Annotated in this window: 19 protein-coding genes; 7 read left to right on the top strand and 12 right to left on the bottom strand. The window is 60.8% G+C overall.

Annotated features, from left to right (window positions below):
• Positions 1-73 precede the first annotated feature (73 nt).
• From puuD to PH605_RS15840, 4 genes are all read left to right on the top strand, one after another.
• On the top strand, positions 74-1,336 hold the full coding sequence (gene puuD, locus PH605_RS15855; RefSeq protein WP_142779597.1) for a urate hydroxylase PuuD: 1,263 nt from the start codon (positions 74-76) through the stop codon (positions 1,334-1,336).
• Positions 1,333-2,643, top strand: a complete 1,311-nt coding sequence (gene guaD / locus PH605_RS15850) for a guanine deaminase (protein WP_142845408.1) — start codon at positions 1,333-1,335, stop codon at positions 2,641-2,643. Before puuD ends, guaD begins: the two co-directional genes overlap by 4 nt.
• A gap of 207 nt (positions 2,644-2,850) precedes the next feature.
• Positions 2,851-3,570, top strand: coding sequence for a sulfite exporter TauE/SafE family protein (locus tag PH605_RS15845; protein ID WP_142845471.1), 720 nt, complete (start codon positions 2,851-2,853; stop codon positions 3,568-3,570).
• A 79-nt stretch (positions 3,571-3,649) separates the two neighbouring features.
• A complete protein-coding gene (locus PH605_RS15840; RefSeq protein ID WP_161987917.1) occupies positions 3,650-4,783 on the top strand; it encodes an alpha-hydroxy acid oxidase in 1,134 nt (377 codons plus the stop codon).
• 204 nt (positions 4,784-4,987) lie between these two features.
• Here PH605_RS15840 and PH605_RS15835 read toward each other — a convergent pair whose 3' ends face one another.
• Both PH605_RS15835 and PH605_RS15830 read right to left on the bottom strand, forming a co-directional pair.
• Positions 4,988-5,332 carry a DMT family transporter gene (locus PH605_RS15835; protein ID WP_065655045.1) on the bottom strand — a complete coding sequence of 115 codons (345 nt, stop codon included), beginning with the start codon at positions 5,330-5,332 and terminating at the stop codon, positions 4,988-4,990.
• Entirely contained in the window at positions 5,329-5,901 is a 573-nt protein-coding gene (locus PH605_RS15830) for a TetR/AcrR family transcriptional regulator (protein ID WP_142845406.1), read from the bottom strand. Before PH605_RS15830 ends, PH605_RS15835 begins: the two co-directional genes overlap by 4 nt.
• Positions 5,902-6,102: 201 nt before the next feature.
• On the opposite strand from PH605_RS15830, the gene PH605_RS15825 reads away from it, so the two are divergent.
• Entirely contained in the window at positions 6,103-7,395 is a 1,293-nt protein-coding gene (locus PH605_RS15825; RefSeq protein ID WP_161987924.1) for a D-alanyl-D-alanine carboxypeptidase family protein, read from the top strand.
• Between the two features lie 3 nt (positions 7,396-7,398).
• Here PH605_RS15825 and PH605_RS15820 read toward each other — a convergent pair whose 3' ends face one another.
• The 9 genes from PH605_RS15820 to PH605_RS15780 all read right to left on the bottom strand — a co-directional run bounded on the left by PH605_RS15820 (position 7,399) and on the right by PH605_RS15780 (position 13,345).
• Positions 7,399-8,142 carry a metallophosphoesterase family protein gene (locus PH605_RS15820; RefSeq protein ID WP_080856667.1) on the bottom strand — a complete coding sequence of 248 codons (744 nt, stop codon included), beginning with the start codon at positions 8,140-8,142 and terminating at the stop codon, positions 7,399-7,401.
• A gap of 5 nt (positions 8,143-8,147) precedes the next feature.
• Positions 8,148-8,504 (bottom strand): hydroxyisourate hydrolase, encoded by a 357-nt coding sequence (gene uraH, locus PH605_RS15815; protein WP_065655049.1) that lies wholly within the window; start codon positions 8,502-8,504, stop codon positions 8,148-8,150.
• The gene (locus PH605_RS15810) at positions 8,501-9,001 is read right to left on the bottom strand and encodes an ureidoglycolate lyase (protein ID WP_078051730.1); all 501 of its coding nucleotides are present in this window, start codon (positions 8,999-9,001) and stop codon (positions 8,501-8,503) included. The genes uraH and PH605_RS15810 overlap by 4 nt, the downstream gene beginning before the upstream one ends.
• 3 nt (positions 9,002-9,004) lie before the next feature.
• Positions 9,005-9,367 (bottom strand): HepT-like ribonuclease domain-containing protein, encoded by a 363-nt coding sequence (locus PH605_RS15805; RefSeq protein ID WP_065655051.1) that lies wholly within the window; start codon positions 9,365-9,367, stop codon positions 9,005-9,007.
• Positions 9,364-9,654, bottom strand: a complete 291-nt coding sequence (locus tag PH605_RS15800) for a nucleotidyltransferase family protein (protein WP_035220685.1) — start codon at positions 9,652-9,654, stop codon at positions 9,364-9,366. Before PH605_RS15800 ends, PH605_RS15805 begins: the two co-directional genes overlap by 4 nt.
• A 53-nt stretch (positions 9,655-9,707) precedes the next feature.
• Positions 9,708-10,205, bottom strand: coding sequence for a 2-oxo-4-hydroxy-4-carboxy-5-ureidoimidazoline decarboxylase (gene uraD, locus PH605_RS15795; RefSeq protein ID WP_142845404.1), 498 nt, complete (start codon positions 10,203-10,205; stop codon positions 9,708-9,710).
• Positions 10,205-11,128 (bottom strand): allantoinase PuuE, encoded by a 924-nt coding sequence (puuE, locus tag PH605_RS15790; RefSeq protein WP_142845470.1) that lies wholly within the window; start codon positions 11,126-11,128, stop codon positions 10,205-10,207. Before puuE ends, uraD begins: the two co-directional genes overlap by 1 nt.
• 204 nt (positions 11,129-11,332) lie before the next feature.
• The gene (locus PH605_RS15785) at positions 11,333-12,040 is read right to left on the bottom strand and encodes a DUF1045 domain-containing protein (RefSeq protein WP_003524263.1); all 708 of its coding nucleotides are present in this window, start codon (positions 12,038-12,040) and stop codon (positions 11,333-11,335) included.
• Between the two features lie 96 nt (positions 12,041-12,136).
• Positions 12,137-13,345, bottom strand: a complete 1,209-nt coding sequence (locus PH605_RS15780) for an NAD(P)/FAD-dependent oxidoreductase (protein ID WP_142845403.1) — start codon at positions 13,343-13,345, stop codon at positions 12,137-12,139.
• Between PH605_RS15780 and mnmD the strand changes: the two genes are divergently transcribed.
• Positions 13,344-14,099, top strand: a complete 756-nt coding sequence (mnmD, locus tag PH605_RS15775) for a tRNA (5-methylaminomethyl-2-thiouridine)(34)-methyltransferase MnmD (RefSeq protein ID WP_142845402.1) — start codon at positions 13,344-13,346, stop codon at positions 14,097-14,099. The genes PH605_RS15780 and mnmD overlap by 2 nt on opposite strands.
• A gap of 31 nt (positions 14,100-14,130) precedes the next feature.
• Here the strand turns inward: mnmD and PH605_RS15770 are convergent, their stop codons facing one another.
• Complete coding sequence (locus PH605_RS15770; RefSeq protein ID WP_161987916.1) at positions 14,131-17,802, bottom strand: response regulator; 3,672 nt, start codon at positions 17,800-17,802, stop codon at positions 14,131-14,133.
• A gap of 494 nt (positions 17,803-18,296) precedes the next feature.
• On the opposite strand from PH605_RS15770, the gene PH605_RS15765 reads away from it, so the two are divergent.
• Positions 18,297-19,769 (top strand): DEAD/DEAH box helicase, encoded by a 1,473-nt coding sequence (locus PH605_RS15765; protein ID WP_035261393.1) that lies wholly within the window; start codon positions 18,297-18,299, stop codon positions 19,767-19,769.
• Positions 19,770-19,994: the final 225 nt, after the last annotated feature.

Here is a 19,994-nt window from a genome sequence, read left to right as displayed (position 1 = left end):
TGCCCTCTGCTTTTCCCTTTCCTAAAGGTCAAATTTCTCGCAAGGTGCGCTGCACAAGGATCAGGGGAACCGCATGTACGAATACGCCATTGCGTGGGAATGGATGGCCTTTGCCGTCCGCTGGCTCCACGTCATCACCGCCATCGCCTGGATCGGCTCATCCTTTTATTTCATCGCGCTCGATCTCGGGCTGGTCAAACGGCCGCATCTGCCGCCGGGGGCCTATGGCGAGGAATGGCAGGTGCATGGCGGCGGCTTTTATCACATCCAGAAATATCTGGTTGCCCCTGCCCAGATGCCCGAGCACCTGACATGGTTCAAATGGGAAAGCTACGTCACCTGGCTTTCCGGCTTCGCTATGCTCTGCATCGTTTATTATGGCGGGGCCGATCTCTTCCTCATCGATCATTCGGTGCTGGCGCTCACCCAGTTCCAGGCCATCTGTCTGTCACTCGCCTCGCTTGCCATCGGCTGGCTGTTTTACGATTTCCTCTGCAAATCGCCGCTCGGCAACAATACCTGGGGCCTGATGATCGTGCTCTATGTCGCGCTGGTGGCGATGGCATGGGGTTACACACAGGTCTTCACCGGCCGCGCCGCCTTCCTGCATCTCGGCGCCTTTACTGCCACCATCATGTCGGCGAATGTGTTCTTCATCATCATCCCCAACCAGAAGATCGTGGTTGCCGACCTGATCGCCGGGCGCACGCCGGACCCGAAATATGGCCGCATCGCCAAACAGCGCTCACTGCACAACAACTATCTGACGCTGCCCGTCATCTTCTTCATGCTGTCGAACCATTATCCGCTGGCCTTTGCCACGCAGTTTAACTGGATCATCGCGGCACTCGTCTTCCTGATGGGCGTCACCATCCGCCACTGGTTCAACACCACCCATGCCCGCAAGGGAAAACCCACATGGACCTGGCTGCTGACCGCCCTCATCTTCATCGTCATCATGTGGCTCTCCACCGTGCCGAAAGTGCTGACCGGCGAGGAAGAACAGAAAGCAGCGACGCTTTCGCCGATGCAGCAGCAATTCGTCGCCGACACCCATTTTGCCAAGGCGCGCGATGTGGTCCAGGGCCGCTGTTCCATGTGCCATGCGGCCGAACCGGTGTGGGAAGGCGTGCCCTTCACACCGAAATCGGTGAAGCTCGAAACCGACGAACAGATCGCCGCCCATGCGCGTGAAATTTATTTGCAAGCCGGGCGCAGCCATGCCATGCCTCCCGGCAACATCACCGCCATCACCCCGGATGAGCGCAAGCTGCTGACCGCCTGGTACGAAAGCGCGGTTTCCGGGGCAGGAAAAGCCGAAGGAAAGACTGAATGAGCATGGTTCTGCTGCGTGGCCGCCTGCTGAGCTTCCGCCGCGCGCCGCTCGCAATCGACGATACGCAAAGCTATCTCTATATCGAAGACGGTGGCCTGCTGATCGAAGACGGCCGGATCGTCGCCATCGGCGACTACGCCGATATCCGCAAGCAAGCCCCCGAAGACATCGAGGAAAAGGACCACCGGCCGCATCTCATCGTGCCGGGCCTCATCGACATGCACCTGCATTTCCCGCAGATGCAGGTCATCGGCTCCTATGCCGCCAACCTGCTGGAATGGCTGAACACCTATACTTTCCCGGAAGAATGCCGTTTCGTCGAAAGCGCCCATGCTGAGCGCATCGCCACGCATTTCTATGACGAACTGCTGCGCCACGGCACCACCACGGCCGCCGCTTATTGCTCCGTGCACAAGACCTCCGCCGACGCCTTCTTTGCTGAGGCCATGAAGCGCAACATGCTGATGGTGGGTGGCAAGGTGATGATGGACCGCAACGCCCCGCAGGGCCTGCTGGACACGCCGGAAACCTCCTATGACGAGACGCGCCAAGTCATCGCCGACTGGCACGGAAAAGGCCGCAACCACGTCGCCATCACCCCCCGCTTCGCCATCACCTCCACCCCGAAACAGATGGAAGCCGCGCAGGCGCTGGCGCAGGAATTTCCCGATCTCTTCATCCAGACGCATCTTTCGGAAAATCTGGACGAGATCAAATATACCTGCGAACTCTACCCCGAAGCGACCGACTATACCGACATCTATGTGCGTTACGGACTGATGGGCAACAAGACCCTGCTCGGCCACGCCATCCACCTCTCCGAGCGCGAGGCGGATGTGCTGTCGGAAACCGGCGCAGTGGCCGTGCATTGCCCCACCTCGAACCTCTTCATCGGCTCCGGCCTGTTCCCGATGAAAAAGCTGCAACGGCGCGAAAAGCCTGTTCGCATCGCCGTCGCCACCGATATCGGCGGCGGATCGAGCTATTCCATGCTGCGTACCATGGACGAGGCCTACAAAATCCAGCAATTGCTGGGCGAACGCCTCAACCCGCTGGAAAGCTGGTACCTGATGACCCGCGGCAATGCCGAGGCGCTTTCCATGGTCGACCGCATCGGCACGCTGGAGGCCGGCACGGACGCAGACATCACCGTGCTCAACGCCTCTTCCACCCCCGCCATGGCGCTGAAGATGGAAGTGGTGAACAGCCTTACGGAAGAACTCTTCCTGATGCTGACCATGGGGGACGACCGCACGGTGGTTGAGACCTATGTGGCCGGCAGGGCAATGAAGAGCGTGCTGGCATAGTTCGGCTGGGGCCGAAGCACTTAGCCACAAACTCCTTTACACAATCACATATTGAATCGAGCGGGTGCCGCGTCTTTCTTCTCCCCGGCGGGGAAGAAACCGTGGCCGCACCCGCTCGCTTCTAATGACAAGCTGACGCCATCGCGGCCGAAACGCGAATGACCTCTGGAGTGCGCCGTGCCGGATTTAGACACAACCACCATGCTGATGGTTTTTGCCACCTTCACCGTCGCGGGCATCGTCAAGGGCGTGACCGGCATGGGGCTGCCCACCGTCGCCATGGGCGTGCTCGGCCTGTTCATGCCGCCCGTCCTTGCCGCAGGGCTGCTGATCCTGCCCTCCTTCGTCACCAATATCTGGCAATTGCTGGCCGGGCCGGATTTCAGGGCTATCGTCGCGCGGCTATGGCCGATGATGATCGCCATCGCCGCCGGCACCCTCATCGGCATCCGGCTGATGACGGCAGGTACCGGCGTCTGGACCACCTCGGCTCTCGGATTATGCCTTGCTGCTTACGCGGCCTACAGCCTCTTCGCCAAACCCCTCTCAGTTCCGGCGCGGCTGGAATCCAGGCTCTCACCGGCCATAGGGCTGACAACCGGCCTGCTGACCGGCGGCACCGGAATTTTCGTCGTGCCCGCCGTGCCCTATATCCAGTCGCTCGGTTTCAACCGCGACGATCTCGTGCAAGCGCTCGGCCTTTCCTTCACCGTTTCGACCATTGCGCTTGCCGCAGGCCTTGCCTATCAGAACGCCTTCCGCGTCGAGCACCTGTCGGTTTCCGCACTCGCCGTGCTGCCCGCGCTTCTCGGCATGTGGCTCGGCCAGAAGATCCGTAACATCGTCAGCCCGGCCACATTCCGGCGCTGGTTCCTCATTTGCCTGCTTTTATTGGGAACCGAGCTGTTTTTGCGGGCTTTCTGGTGATGAACCCCGTCGATTTTGATGTTGCAGGCGTCCCATTCATGTTATGTGAAGCCATCATTCAAATGTGAAGGCTTTATCCATGGGCAAAATCCTCACCATAGCGGACCTGAAGCAACAGGCTCAGCGCCGTGTGCCAAAAATGTTTTTCGACTATGCCGATAGCGGCGCATGGACGGAAAGCACCTACCGCGCCAATGAGGATGATTTTTCCAAGATAAAGCTGCGCCAGCGCGTGCTGGTGGATATGACCGATCGTTCGCTGGCCACAGAAATGATCGGCCAGAAGGTTTCGATGCCGGTGGCGCTCTCCCCCACCGGGCTAACGGGTATGCAGCATGCCGATGGCGAAATGCTGGCCGCCAAAGCAGCCGAAGAATTCGGCGTGCCCTTCACACTCTCCACCATGAGCATCTGCTCCATCGAGGATGTCGCCTCCGTCACCTCAAAACCCTTCTGGTTCCAGCTTTACGTGATGAAGGACCGGGATTTCGTCAACAATCTCATCGACCGCGCCAAGGCCGCCGGCTGCTCCGCACTGGTGCTGACACTCGACCTGCAAATTCTCGGCCAGCGCCACAAGGATTTGCGCAACGGCCTCTCCGCACCGCCGAAATTCACCCCGAAACATATCTGGCAGATGGCGACCCGGCCGAAATGGTGCCTGGACATGGCCCGCACCAAGCGCCGCAGCTTCGGCAATATCGTCGGCCACGCCAAAAACGTCTCCGACCTGTCATCGCTCTCCTCCTGGACGGCGGAGCAATTCGATTCGCGCCTGTCGTGGAAGGATGTCGAATGGATCAAGCAACGTTGGGGCGGCAAGCTTATCCTCAAGGGCATCCTTGATGAGGAAGATGCCCGCGCCTCGCTCGATACCGGCGCCGACGCCATCATCGTCTCCAACCATGGCGGCCGCCAGCTCGACGGTGCGCACTCCTCCATCGCCATGCTGCCGAAAATCGTCGACGCAGTTGATGACAAGGTTGAGGTGCATATGGATGGCGGCATCCGCTCCGGTCAGGATGTGCTGAAGGCCGTGGCGCTCGGCGCCAAAGGCACCTATATCGGCCGTCCCTTCCTCTATGGCCTCGGTGCCGATGGCAAACAGGGCGTGACGACGGCGCTGGAGATCATCCGCAAGGAAATGGATGTCAGCATGGCGCTTTGCGGCAAAAGGCTGATTACGGATGTGGATCGCAGCATTCTGGCGTGATATCAGAAGGGCAGAACTTCCGGCATGGCAACGAGAGCTCGCAGACCTCTCTACCGTCATGCCGGACTAGATCCGGCATCAAGCCGCGGCGCGTCTGCGCCGCGAAAGAGTCTCTCGCGATCAAAGACTTGATCGCGCTGGATCCCGGCTCAAGGCCGGGATGACGGCGGTCGGTATCGCCTTCGCGCTAGACCACCCAGCCCCTCAATGCCCCACCGTCTTCGAAAACACGTTCACGATCACCACCCCCGTCACGATAAACCCGAGGCCGACAACGGCGGCGATATCCAGCGCCTGGCGGAACACGAAATAGCCGATGCCGGAAATCAGCACGATGCCGAGCCCGCTCCAGATGGCATAGGCTACGCCGACAGGCAGCGCCCGCAGCGTGAACGACAGCAGATAAAAGGCCGCACCGTAAAACAGCGCCATCAGCACCGTCGGCAAAAGCCGGGTGAATTGCTGCGACTGCTGCAGAAAGGAAGTTGCGATGACCTCACAGACGATGGCCGCGACAAGCGCCCCATAGGTCAAAACAGCCGCGTTCATCGTTCCACTTCCTTTTTCGTCTGGGCGATCATCCGGGCCCTCAGAGCCGCCCTGTCGCCACCCGCTTTGCCATCGTCGGCCAGTAGATCGGCAAACCAGATGCCGTCAGCCGCAAGCCGCACCATCTCCAGTACCACCCCGTCATCCGTTTCTTTATGACGGGCAAGACGTCCCTCAATCCAGCTGTTCCACATGCGCCGAAGCGACGGTTCACCGACCATGGAAACCGAGATCGCTGCCCATTGCCTGCCCGAATCCCTGCCCCGATCCGAGAAAACCGCGTTCACATAGGCCCTTGTGAAGCTCCCAAAAGCTTCACAATCCTGTGAGACGAGGTCATCGATCTCAGCGTCCAGAGCCGCCAGAAGGTCAGTCATCACCGCTTCCAGCAGCGCCTGCTTGGAGGGAAAATGATGAAACAACCCGCCCTTCGTCACCCCGGCGGCATCCGCCACCGCCTGCACGGAAAGTGCTGCAACACCCTGCTCGGCAGCGAGTTTCGCCGCGCAATCGAGAAGACTGCGGCGAACGATCTCAGGCTGCTTTTTCCGTTCATGTGCATTTTTCATGTCTCAGAACATACCGGACGGTTGGTTTCTTTTCAAGGAAATTGTGAGGCCTGCCGCCGGCTTGAAATTCATACTTAATTAAGCATGAAAGCGATCTCTAAAGTTTTAGCGGTTTTGTTGCCGGAAAGTGTCAGTAAAACTTCGCTCATCGCGGCGGACGAACAAAAGGGGTGAATTATGTCGGGAACGATCAAACGGGGAATGGCGGGCGCATGGGTCTTCGCACTCGCCTTCTTTTGCGCGATCCTCTCATTGCAGGCATCGCCTGCGCAGGCCGGTTACGCCCATTTCATCATGGACGCCAATACCGGCAAGGTTCTGGCCGCGCGCAATGCCGATGTGCTGAACTACCCCGCTTCGCTCACCAAGATGATGACGCTTTACATGACCTTCGAGGCGCTGCATTCCGGCCGGCTTCGCTGGGACCAGAAGATAAAGATGTCCAAGAACGGCGCAGCCGTCATCCCCTCGAAGCTTTATGTGCGCCAGGGGCAGACCTTCACCGTGCGCGAGGCGGTCTACGGCATGATCGTCAAATCCGCCAACGACATGGCGGAAGGCATGGGCGATCATCTCGGCGGCTCCGAGGCAAGGTTCGCCGAGATGATGACCCGCAAGGCCCGCCAGCTCGGCATGACGAAAACGGTGTTCCGCAACGCTTCCGGCCTGCCCAGCAAATCGCAGGTGACGACGGCGCGTGACATGGCCAGGCTCGGCCTTGCGCTGCAGCGCGACTTTCCCAAGGAATACGGCCTCTTCGCCATGGAATCCTTCAGCTTCCGTGGAAAACGCATTCGCGGTCATAACAATCTGATGTATCGCTATCAGGGCATGGACGGCATCAAGACCGGTTATACCAATGCTTCCGGCTTTAACCTCGTCAGCGCCGTCAATCACAATGGTCGCCGCGTCGTCGGCGTCGTGCTGGGCGGCAAGACCGCGCGCAGCCGCGATGCGCAGATGGCCGCCCTTCTCGACAAGGCCGTGCCGCAGGCATCGAGAAGCCGCAACACCGAACAGCTCGTCGCCAGCGCCAATGTCAGCCGCACCTTTGCTGTGACGCCCGCAGCCGCGCCCACCGCTTCCGTACCCCCCGCTTCCGTACCATTGCCGATGTTCGCCGAACGCCGCCAGGATCCGGTCGCCATGCAGATCGCCACGGCGAATAACCAGATGGCCGACATGATGCAGGTTTCGGCCATCCCGCGGCCGGCCCCCGCTGCCGTCTCCGCCGGCCAGAGAAGCCGCTGGGAAGTGCAGATCGCCGCCACCGACAGCGAAGCCGCCGCCCGCTCGCTGCTCGCCAATGCCCGCTCCAACATCGCCGGAAATTATGCTGGGATCGCCCCCTACACAGAAGCCGTGCAAAGCGGATCGGCAACCCTCTACCGCGCCCGTTTCACCGGCTTCGAAGACCAGTCTTCGGCGGTTTCCGCCTGCAAGGAACTGAAGGCGCAATCTTATTCCTGCGTGGTGATGATCAGCGAGGGGTGAGGATCAGCGCTTGAGCCAGCCACCGGCCAAGGCTTCGGCCAGATGCGACATGCCGTTGACCTTCGCCATCTCGGCCATGGCCATATTGTCGTAACGGATGTTGCGGAAATAGACCTGCCAGCCGCGCCCGGTCTCTTCCAGCACGGCATAGGTGGCAAGCGGGTGGCCGGCCTCGACGTGATGGTCGAACGGCGTGTCGTCCTTCCAGCCGGGGCAGCCGACGCTGCCGGGATTGACGATCAGCCGGCCGTCGGAAAGCTGCACGGTGCGGGGAATATGGGTATGGCCACACAGCATCAGCGGCTGGGTGATGCCTTCCGCCATGGCTTCGATTTCGGCCAGCGGCCGCAATTTCAGAACGCCGTCCGGCGACAGCGTTTCCAGCCAATATTCCAGATCGTCACGCGGCGAACCATGGCAGCAATAGGCGACATCCTTGAACACCATGCTGAACGGCAGGGTTTGCAGCCAGTCCAGATGGGCGGCGCTCAGCTGCGCATGCGCCGGCCTCTCCCAGCTCCCCATCTCCTCCGGCGCGCGGTCGATCAGTTCCCGGTCATGATTGCCGCGAATGCTGGGAATCCAGTTGCCAACAAGCACATCGCCGGTAAACCCCGCTTCCAGCGGGCCGCTGAAACAATCGCCGAGATTGACGATGTCCTTGATGCCAAGCCTCGCGATATCCTCCAGCACGGCTTCAAGCGCGGCGCAGTTTCCATGAATATCGGCAATCGCGGCAAAGATCATGGCAATCAGCTTCCTCGATAGGTGGAATAGCTATAGGGCGAAAGCAGAAGCGGCACATGGTAATGGCCGCTCTCATCGGCAATGCCGAAGCGGATCGGGATAATATCGAGAAAGGCCGGCTCCGGCAGCACAACACCCTTGCCGCGCAGATAATCGCCGGCATGGAAAACCAGCTCATATTCCCCGGCCCTGAAACTGTCGCCGACGAGCAGAGGCCCGCCATCGACACGGCCGTCGCTATTGGTCTTCACTGTCTTCAGCTTCTCGCGGCAATCGCCGGAGAGCCGGTAGAGCTCGATCGTCAGTCCTTCTGCGGGCGTGCCATGGGCGGCATCGAGGACATGGGTGGTCAAACCGGTCATGGCTTGGGCTCCGCGATCATATAGGGCTTGTCGAAAAAATACTCTTCCAGATTGTTACCCGGCCCATCACGGTCGGCAACCAGAAAATCCGAAACCGCCTGCAACGGCATCAGCGGATAGTGCCAGACATTGCGGCGGTAATTCACGCCCTGATCGCCCCGCGCCAGAAACACCTGCGGCCGGCCGGGCCGGCCGCCGTCGTCATCGGCGACGACCACGAGGAAGGGTCGGCCGGAAAGCGGCGAAAAACTCTGGCTGCCAAGCGGATGCCGTTCCATCATCTCGATTTGATGCGGAAAGGCGCGCGGCTGCCCGCGGAAAATATTGAGGATGACACGCGCACCCTCACCCGCAGCCTCAGGCGCTGCAAGCGCATGATGCCGCTCGGTCTGGCCGCCATTGATATGCCGCATGGAAGAGGGTGTCGTTTCGATCACATCGCCGAAGGATGCAAAAGCCTCTTTGGTGAGAGGTTTTATGTCGAGAAAATCAGTCAAATGTCATTCACCTTGGGCATGCCAGTTTCGGAGGAGGGAGAGACGCGCCTGCAAATCCGGAATGCTCTGCGTTATCGTTTTCCAGACGACCGAGAGCTCCGCCCGGAAATAATCATGCACGATCAGATTGCGCATACCCTTCATCTTGATCCAGGGAATTTCCGGGTGCTGCTGTAAAAATGCGGGGTAATGCCTGTCGAGCTTGGCGACCGCCTCGCCAATCAGGGCAAGGGCCATCATGACCGCCATCTGCGTCCGCGTGTCGGAAGAAAAAGCGGCCTCATCCATATCCTGAATGAAATCCCGTATTCTGGAGGCGGCAACATCCATCTCCTTCAGATAGAGCAGAAGCCGATCCGTGCTCATACCGCTTTGGCTTCCTTCAAAACGCGCGCCCGTATATCCGAATGCAGGCCGCCCGAGGTGACGACGTCGACCTCCACACCAAGCAGCGCCTTCAATTCCTCCAGCAAACCGCCGAGATCGAACAATGTCGTACCCGGCAGCGCATCCACCAGAATGTCGAGATCGCTGTCCGGCCGGTCCTCGCCACGGGCGACGGAGCCGAACACGCGCGGGTTTGCCGCGTTGAAGCGTTTCGTCGCTTCGCGGATCGCTTCCCTGTTCTTTTCCAGCACCTCGGAAGGTCTCATGATCTTCATCTCCAGACAGCGCGATTCTAGCAGAACGGCCACCACTCGCCAATTCAGCCTTCCGGCAACATCGCGGAAAGGCGCAGCCAGGCGATCTTCTCCACCTGCGCCGTCGCCGTCTCAAATTCTTCGGCTGCACCGTTGCCGATGCGCGTCTCGAAGGCAGCTAGAATATCATGCCTGTTCAGCCCCTTGACCGCGATGATGAAAGGAAAGCCGAATTTTTCGGTATAGGCGCCGTTCAATTCGGTAAAACGGGCGTGCTCTTCAGAGGTAAGCCGGTCCAGCCCCGCACCGGCCTGTTCGTTACGGCTGTCGGCCGTCAACTCGCCCGCAATCGCCAGCTTGCCGGCAAGATCGGGATGCGCCCGCAACACGCCGAGCCTTTCCGCCTCGGAAGCCGCGCGAAACTGCGCGCTAAGCGCGGCGTGAACCGCCTTCGCCGTCAGTTCCAGGCCGGCTCCGCCAGCATCATAGGCCCGTTCGGCGATGAAGGGCGAATGTTCGAACACGCCGCCAAAGCGGGTGACAAAGTCCTCACGCGTCACCATCAAAGCACCTCCGGCTTATGATGTTCATGCCAGTGACGGGCAATCTCGATGCGCTGCGGGATCCACACTTTCTCATGCCCGAGCACATATTCGATGAAACGGCGAAGTGCCGCCGCGCGGCCGGGGCGGCCGACAAGACGGCAATGCAGGCCAACGCTCATCATCTTCGGCGCGCCCTCGACGCCTTCCTGATAAAGCACATCGAAAGCATCCTTCAGATAGGTGAAGAACTGGTCGCCGGAATTGAAGCCCTGCGGCGTGGCGAAACGCATATCGTTGGTTTCGAGCGTATAGGGAATGATCAGGAAAGGCTCGTGCTTCGCACCCTTGACCCAATAGGGCAAATCGTCGGCATAGGAATCCGACGAATAGAGGAAACCGCCCTCTTCCATGACAAGGCGCAGCGTATTGTCCGAAGGCTTGCCCTGATACATGCCGTAAGGACGCTCGCCGGTAACCTCCGTGTGCAGACGCACGGCTTCGACTATGTGCTTGCGCTCTTCTTCTTCGGAAAAATCCTTATATTCCAGCCAGCGGTAACCGTGGCTTGCGATTTCCCAGCCCGCTTCCTTCATCGCCGCAACGGCTTCCGGGTTGCGGGCCATGGCGGCGGTCACGCCATACACGGTGGTGGTGACGCCGAGACCGGTGAACATGCGCCACAGCCGCCAGAAGCCGGCGCGCGAGCCATATTCGTAGATCGATTCCATGTTCAGGTTGCGCTGGCCGGGCCAGGGCTGGGCGCCGACGATTTCCGACAGCAGCGATTCCGAAGCCTTGTCATTGTCGAGAATGCAGCTCTCGCCGCCCTCCTCGTAATTGATGACGAATTGCACGGCGATGCGCGCACCGCCCGGCCATTTCGGATCGGGAACATTGCGGCCATAGCCCACCAGATTGCGGGAGTAATTTTCGGAAATCATGCAGCCACCCAGAACATCTCTCCCAAGGCGGAAACCGATTTCGGGAGACATAAAACAGATCTCCGAAGCGCGATGACCCGGAAGGGGCGCAACAGACACTTCAGATATGCGATATCCGAACGGTAGCATCCGCATCCGGAATGTCGAGATCAATCTTGCCGACATTCCGATGCTTTTTTGTATACGATTGCGCCGACGTGCCCTTCAGGCGATCTTTCGGGCGGAAACACGGCCCATGGGGTGAAGCGAATGTACCCGGAAAGGCGCGCCCGGTTCATCCTCGATGAAAAGCGCAAGGCTGGAAAACTGCAGGGATCGGGTCAGCAGCGGCTCGAAAACCTTGCGCACGGCCCGCTCTATCCTCTGGCTGCTGGAAGCTTCCACACCGCCCGTCAGCGACATCTGGAACCGGAACTCGTCCATCACATGCGGGCTGCCCCAGCGATGCAGATTGGTGAGCTGCGAGGCCGAAAGCCGGTCCGGATCCGCCCGCTCGATTTCCGCGTCGGAGAGCGGCGCCCGGTAACGGTCGAATTCCTGCACCACGCGGGCGGCAAAGAAATGCAGCACTTCGCAGGGGCGCTCGGGAACGAGGCTGAAGACATTCTCCTGCCTTGCCACCACCAGTTGCGGCAGTGTGAAGGGCTCCTGCCTGCCGGAAAAATACATCAGGTCACGCAGAAGCGCGGCCTCGGAATGCCCCTCCGCAAGACGGAAGGGGGCCTTGATCGTGCCATGGAAACCGTAACGGCGCGGCAGGGCCGTATGGTAGGAAATCTCCTGCATGCCGAGATCGATCATGCCCGGCGGCTCCACCGCCTGACCGGAATAGGCATCGCGCCCCAACCACGCGGCAGCCGCCTGCGTCAGGGGGTCATTGGGGGAAGGCGTGAAATGAATGGCGTATCGCATGCACTGTCACCTCGCCGCAAATGCGGACAAACCGGCCTCGTTGCAGGCCAGCAAATAAGTGATTTGCGTGACAGATTAACGACGTGGGCGGCCTGATCAGAACTTTCTAAAGTCCGCAGCGGCAATACTCACGTGTTGTTGAAGGCGAAAGCCCGAGGGGATGACAGGCGTGTGACCGCACACGGTCTGCAACGCCGCATCGGCGAGAAAATGCGCGAGCCCGAAGCTGACCTTGAAGCCGCCGGTCAGCGCAACGAGCTTCGGATGACCGGGGATCGTGCCCACCATCGGGTCCCTCCCCACCGCCTTCGGGCGCAGCCCGGCCCAGCGTTCCAGCACCGGCGCGCGGATGAGCGAGGGAACAACGGCAGACGCATCGGCAAGCAGTTTTTCGAGCTTTTCATCGGTACTGAAGGGATCGGAAAAACAATCTTCGCTGGTACTGCCGATCGCAACCGTGCCATCCTCATGCGGCACGATATAAAGACCGTTCAGGAACACGACCGGCATCGCCGGGTCGGCTGCCGCGTCGAGAAGTGCTGCCTGCCCCTTCACCGCCTGCCCCAGCGTCACACCGGCCTCCAGACCGAGGGCATCGCGGATCAGGGGGAAGGAACCATGGCCGTTGGCGACGATGACATGGCCGAAAGAAACCTCATCGCCCGACGACAGCACCGCCCGCCCGGCATCCGCGTCGAGCGAAAGAACGCGGCAACCTTCCGCCAGCCGCACATGCCGCGCCTTGCCGAGAAAAGCCGAAAGAAGGGCGATCATCGCACGTGGCGAAACCCGCGCCGCCAGCGTATCGAACACGAAACCCGCCTCACCCGCCGCATCATCCACCCAGCCCGCGACTGAAGGCCTGTCGCCGACATGCCAATGGAACCGGCGCTCGCCCGACACCCAGTTCTCCAGCGCATCCCGTTCGTGCCGTTCGGCAATGGCGCGCAGATGCGGCCTCGGCAGCGGAATGATACGGCCGGAGCGACGGTAGCCGGCGGAAAGCCCGGTCTCCGCCTCCAGCAAGGCAATCTCTTTTTCCAGCGCAACGAGGGCATCGAACTGGAACTGTTTCTTGTCCGACCAGCGGTCCGGCATATGCGGCATCAACGCGCCCAGCAGCCCGCCGCTGCCGCCGCCGCCGGGGCGATCCGCCTCCACCAGCAATGTATCGATGCCGAGCCGCTCCGCCTTGACGGCGGCCCACAGCCCCATGATGCCGCCGCCGACGATGAGAAGCGGCACGGAAGCCGGCAATCTTGGAGATTGACCCTGTTCGAAAGCGGGATTATCGGCTTTAGCCATGAAACATTCCAACGAAAATATCACACAGACCGGCGCAGCGGCCGGTTCACCGGCCGGGGAAACCCCCACCGCGCTCGACTGGCGTGACGGGGATATGCCCTATTCACTGGCCTTTGACGACCATTTTTATTGTCAGACGGACGGCAGGCTGGAATGTGGCCATGTCTTCCTCTCCGGAAACGGTCTGCCAGAGCGTTGGCTCGAACGGAAGGGCGCCTTCCGCATCGGCGAACTAGGCTTCGGCACCGGGCTTAACCTCTGCGAAACATGGCGCCAGTGGAAAGAGATGCGCAACGGCCGCTCCACACTGCATTTCATCTCCTTCGAACTCTACCCGATGAAGGCGGAGGAAATCGACCGGGCGCTTTCCCGCTGGCCGGAAGTGGATGCCGAACGCAAGGCGCTCACCGCCCTCTGGCCCGCCGAGCCGAAAGGACGGGTCGAAATTCAGCTCGATGACGAAACGCAGCTGACGGTGGTTTGCGGCGAGGCGCTCGCCGGCATTTCCGCAAGCGAGGAAAGTTTCGACGCCTGGTTTCTCGATGGCTTCGCACCCGCGCGCAATCCGGACATGTGGTCGCTGGAAATCATGCAGGCGCTTCTCGCAAAGACGGTGCCTGGCGGCACATTCGCCACCTATGCCGCCGCCGGCTTCGTTCGCCGCAACCTCATCGCCGCCGGTTTTGAGCTGGAGCGCCGGAAAGGTTTTGCCGGAAAGCGGGAAATGCTCTGCGGGACCAAACCCTTCGGCTGACGCGAAGCAGAGCAGTGTTTCGGTCGAAAAGTCACACGCCCGGCACGTCGCGGCGCGGCATGTTTTCGCCCAGCCATTGCGCGATCTTGTCTTCGAGCGTTTCCGGGCTGATGGGCTTCGACAGATAATCATCCATGCCTGCCTGCAGGCATAGTTCCCGGTCCGCCTCCTGCGTATGGGCGGTAACGCCGATGATCGGCACATGCCGGCCGTCGGCGGCGGTCCGTTCCGCGGCGCGGATGGCCTGCGTCGCCTGATGTCCGTTCATGACCGGCATCGAAACATCCATCAGGATGATGGCGGGATTGTTCTCCTGCCACGCCTGCACGGCTTTCTTGCCATTGCCGACGATCAGAAAGCGCAGACCCGCCTGCTGCAATATCTGGGTGAAGACAATCTGATTGACGTCATTGTCCTCGGCCACCAGCACATCGACAAGGCTGGGCCGATGCCGCGCCAGCACCGCCGTCGATGCGGCATCGCGCTGCTTTCTTTCGGCGGAGCCTTTTTCCGGCCGGACGGCGCCATCACCGAGACCTTCACGCGGGACCGGAGCTTGCCGGGCGCGTTTCAGCCGCACATCCCGCACCACGTCGAACAGGGTGGAGCGCAGGAGCCGCGCCCGCGCCGGCTTCATCAGATGCGCCTGCACATTGAGATCGGTGAACAGCGTCTCGTCGCCGACGACATCCATGGAGGTCAGGAAAACAATGGCGATGTCGTCAAAGCGCGCATCCGCCCGGATCCGCTCCACCACATCCAGCCCGTTCATGACAGGCATATGATAATCGAGAACGATGGCGTCGATGGAAAAACCGAGCGACGCCGCCTCCTCAAGCACGGCGATGCCGGAAGGCCCATCCTCCACCGCGTGGCCATCTATGCCCCAACTGCGCAACTGCTCCGTCAATATGCGGCGATTGACGTCGTTATCGTCGATGACGAGCACGCGGATATCTTCGATCGCCACGGAAAGAAGCGGGAGGTCGCGCTGTCTCTCGGTCACCTGAAACGGAATATTGACCTCGAAGGTCGATCCCCTGCCGACATCGCTGACGACCTTGATCGTGCCGTCGAACAGGCCGACCAGACCGACCGTGATCGCCAGCCCCAGCCCCGTTCCCTCGTGCCGACGCGTGGCGGAACCGTCGACCTGGCTGAACTTGTCGAAGATGGTTTCGAGCTTGTCGGCCGGAATGCCGATGCCGCTGTCTTCGACGCGCAGTGACAGGATGGCCTCGGAGGCTTCCGCCGAACGCGCCGAAAGCTCGACCAGCACATGCCCCATTTCGGTGAACTTGACGGCGTTTCCAACGATATTGGTGACGATCTGCCGAAAGCGGCCGGCATCGCCGATGACCTTGCCGAAGACAGAAGCATCGATCCGAACGATCAGCTCTATGTCCTTTTCCAGCGCCGCCGAGGACAGCAGCGACACCACATCCTCGACCGCCTCCGCCGGATCGAAGGGCACGCTGCGCAGCCTCATCTGCCCGGCCTCGATCTTCGAGAAATCGAGAATGTCGTTGATGATCGTCAGAAGCGCATTGCCGGATTTGACGATGATATCGGTAAAGGTCTTCTGGCGCGTATCGAGATTGGACTTGGCCAGAAGCTCCGCCATGCCGAGAACGCCGTTCATCGGCGTGCGGATTTCATGGCTCATATTGGCCAGGAATTCCGATTTGGCCCGATCCGCCGCTTCAGCACGCGATAGCAGCCGCTGCAATTCCTCTTCACGCAGCTTCATCTCGGTCACATCGGTGACGATGATGAGCCAGTAATTGCCGGAACTGTTGGTGGCCTCCAGATTGAGCCAGCTTTTGCCGGCGACATGGATGAGCCAGGAAAACGGTCGGTTGGCGGCGATATTCTCCCTCCAGGCGCGCAGCGTCTCCGCAGCCTCCCCGGCAGTGCCGAAATCGCCGCGCCCGGCGCAATGGGCGAAGAACCCCGACCAGTTGCAGCCCTTTTCCAGAAGATGCGGCGGCACGTCGAACATGCGCGCCATCGCCTCGTTGGACATGATGATCGTGCCCTGCTCGACCAGCACCAGCCCCTGCGCCATGGCGCGCGTGGCGCCCTGCATATATTCGCCGACCCGCTCCAGTTCGGCCTTCGCCTTGCTGATCTCAACATCGCGCATGCGCACATCGGTGACGTCGGCATAGGTGCTGAGGATTTTCCCGCCTTCGAGCCGGGTTTTCGAAATCACCGTGACCTTGCCGCTTTTGCTGCGCACCTCGCGGGGCGCAAAGACCTCCTCCTTCAGAAGCCGCTGCACCCGCTCGCCATAGACCTCATCGAAAGGCCTGTCGCCATAGTCATAAAGGCCGCTGTCGAAATTCATCTCCATGAATTCGCGATAACTTTTGCCGACAAGCGACTTCTCGCCGCCGATCTCGCCCCAGACCTCATAAAAGAACGGATTGACATATTCGATGACGAGATCGGCGCTGAGCAGCAGCACGCCCACCGGCAGGGCATGCAGAACCGCTTCAAGCTGGCGGTGCAGCGCCTCAGCCTCGGCCTGCGCGGCGATCAGCGCCTTTTCCCGGTCCTGCAACAGGCTGGCATCGGTGACCGAGCCCACCAGATAATAGTCGTCATCCGGCGTCGCGACCCGGCCGAGCCTTGTGATGACGGGAATGATGCCGCCATCCGCAAGCGGAACGCTTCCGGTCTTTTCAATGGCTTCCCCGGTTCGCAGAATATGCTCGTTTTCCCGCTGGAACTGCGGGCCATCCTCCGGAAACATCTCGCATTCGGTCTTGCCGATATGGTCGGCGAGGCTGCCGCCCAGAAATTTCTCATAGGCCGCATTGGCAAAGGTCAGGCGCCTGTCCTGATCCCTCAGGAAAACGCCGACCGGCAATTGCTCAAGCGCGGCGCGCAGAAGCCAGGTCTCGCGGATCTGCGTGCTCAGAAGCGTCTCATGCGCCTTGAACTCGGTGACATCCACCCGCAGTCCCACCAGCATGCCGTTTTCCAGCCGCTTGTTGACCATGCGCACCCAGCGGCCATCGGCAAACTGCTCCACCCTTTCGAGATAGGGCAGGGAAAAATCCCGCAGTTGCTCCTGCATCCACCCTTCGAACGCCGGATCGCCGGCCTTCGCATCGCGGTAGCCGCTCGAAAAATAAATCGCCCTCATCAGCGTCTCGAGCGGAACGCCGGCCTTCAGGTCGACACCGAGCGCGCTATAGAATTCCCTGAAGCGGGTATTGCAGTAGACCAGCCGGTTTTCGCGGTCATAAATCACGATACCCGCATCGACGAGATCGATCACGCCGCTGCCGAACAGCAGCTCCGAAGCGCTGTCGGCTTGCGGAAAAACCTCCGCGGTGGCGGACGGCATATCCTCGAACGCTTCGAACAGGAACAGATTGCCGTCGTCACCGGTGAAACGTTCGCAGCGAAGCGTGTATGGCCCGGACGCGCCCCCACCATGGCAGGCAATTATCTCATCCGTGGCGAAGACCAGCGAGCGGCGCTCCCTGTCCTCACGCTCGGCATCGCGAATATCGGCGGAAAGGGAAAGGCTGGTGTGTCCCTTGAATGCCCCGGGCGGGCGCCCCATGATCCGGGCATAGGCGGAATTGACCGCGATATAGCGAAGTTCGCTGTCCTTGATGCACGCGGGCAGGTCCAGGGCGGCAACGGCCCTGCAAGCCTTTTCCAGCAACCCGCAGCCTTCGGTCAATCGATACTCCACACCTTGCAGTCCATTTCTGTCGAATCAAATATTTCCGGACGCCGTCGCAAAAAACGTTATGTGAGAAAATCGATCTTTGCTATGTATCCGACGGTGTCGTTACCCTTTTTTAACCATAATTCTTCGCCGTCCCGGCAATCGCCGGCTACCCCACGCATGGCTGCCATGCGCCCTCCAGCGGCGGCGTTACAAAACTATCGCTTGACTTTGACGCACAAAACGCCCACATGGCCCTCAAGCTTTCACCTTCGGCAGCCGCGTGAGCTGCAGCATATGACCGGAAAGACGTCCTTAAAATAAGGAATCTGGCCCGCATGAAGGAAAAGCGCAAAGAATACAGAAGACGGCATGTGCCGCACTGATGCGCAGAAAGTTATTCCAACCCACAAGTTCCCAATTCACGCGGGGTTCTTGACGCCGAAACCGCCGGACAGCAGCCCTGTTCCGGACGATTGGTTTTTGGCGCCCCGAAAGGCATTATATTGACCAGTTTTAGCGAACTCGGCCTCTCCGAAAAGATCGTGGCCAGCGTTACCCAGCTTGGCTATACGACCCCTACTCCCATTCAGGCAAAGGCCATTCCGCTGCTGCTCGAAGGCCGTGACCTGATCGGCCTCGCACAGACCGGCACCGGCAAGACCGCCGCTTTCGGCCTGCCCATCATCGAAATGCTGATGAAGCAGGCGGACCGCCCGGCAAACCGCACCTGCCGCACGCTCATCCTCGCCCCCACCCGCGAGCTGGTGAACCAGATCGGCGAAAACCTGCGCTCCTTCGTGAAGAAGACGCCGCTGCGCATCAACCAGGTGGTTGGCGGCGCATCGATCAACAAGCAGCAGCTCCAGCTCGAAAAGGGCACGGATATTCTGGTGGCGACCCCCGGCCGCCTGCTGGATCTCATCGCCCGCAACGCCATCTCGCTCTCCAAGGTCACCTATCTGGTGCTCGATGAAGCGGACCAGATGCTCGATCTCGGCTTCATCCACGATCTGCGCAAGATTTCGAAGATGGTGCCGGCCAAGCGCCAGACGCTGCTCTTCTCGGCCACCATGCCGAAGGCGATCGCCGATCTCGCCCACAGCTACCTGACCGATCCGCTCAAGGTGGAAGTGACCCCGCCCGGCAAGGCAGCCGACAAGGTGGAGCAATATGTTCACTTCGTCGCCGGCAAGAACGACAAGACCGAGCTTCTGAAGAAGTCGCTCAACGAAAACCCGGATGGCCGCGCCATCGTGTTCCTGCGCACCAAGCACGGCGCCGAGAAGCTCTACAAGCATCTCGAACATATCGGCTTCAAGGTCGCCTCCATCCACGGCAACAAGAGCCAGGGCCAGCGCGAGCGCGCTCTCAAGGGCTTCAAGGATGGCGAGATCAAGGTGCTGGTGGCAACCGACGTCGCTGCCCGCGGCATCGACATTCCGGCCGTCACCCACGTCTTCAACTATGACCTGCCGGAAGTGCCGGACGCCTATGTTCACCGCATCGGCCGTACCGCCCGCGCCGGTCGCGACGGCATCGCCATTGCGTTTTGCGCCCCGGACGAAACCCGCCTGCTGCACGACATCGAAAAGCTGATGAAGATCGATATTCCGGTTGCCTCCGGCGAACGCCCGGCCGGTCTTGCCAGCCCGACGCGCCCCAACAACAACCGCGGCGGCCGCAACAACAATGGCGGCCATCAGCGCGGTCCCCGCGAAGGTGGCCGTCACAACGGCGAATCCCGCCCGTCGCGCCACCATGCTCCGCGCGACGCGGACAACGATCTGGAAGTCACCTCCGACTTCAAGCGCGTCAAGCAGGCTGAAGGCGATGCAGGCCGCCCGGCCGGCCCGCGCAAGCACCGTCGCCCGGCCCGCAAGCCCGGCGGCAGCGGTGCCAACCGCCACGCCCCTGCCGGCGGCAACGGCCAGGAAAAACGCGCTTCCGGCAACGGCCATCGCGGCCGCAACCGCTAAGTTGCTCTGAGTGGATTAAGGACGCCCGGCATTGCCGGGCGTTTCTTCTCCCCGCCGGGGAGAAGGTGGCCCGAAGGGTCGGATGAGGGGGCACCGCTGCCGTATCTCACCACCCTTGCCCCCTTGTAACTTGATTTCGCCGCGCTGTGCTATTGTCGCTTGTGCGGTGGCGGATGGAAGACCGATCCCCCCTGGGGACATTGATCCCGTGGATGAGCCCGGGTC

The sequence above is a fragment of the Agrobacterium sp. CFBP 3001 genome (assembly GCF_027871605.1).
In the GTDB taxonomy this organism is placed as follows: domain Bacteria; phylum Pseudomonadota; class Alphaproteobacteria; order Rhizobiales; family Rhizobiaceae; genus Agrobacterium; species Agrobacterium leguminum.
This window is presented reverse-complemented; position numbering and strand designations above follow the sequence as displayed.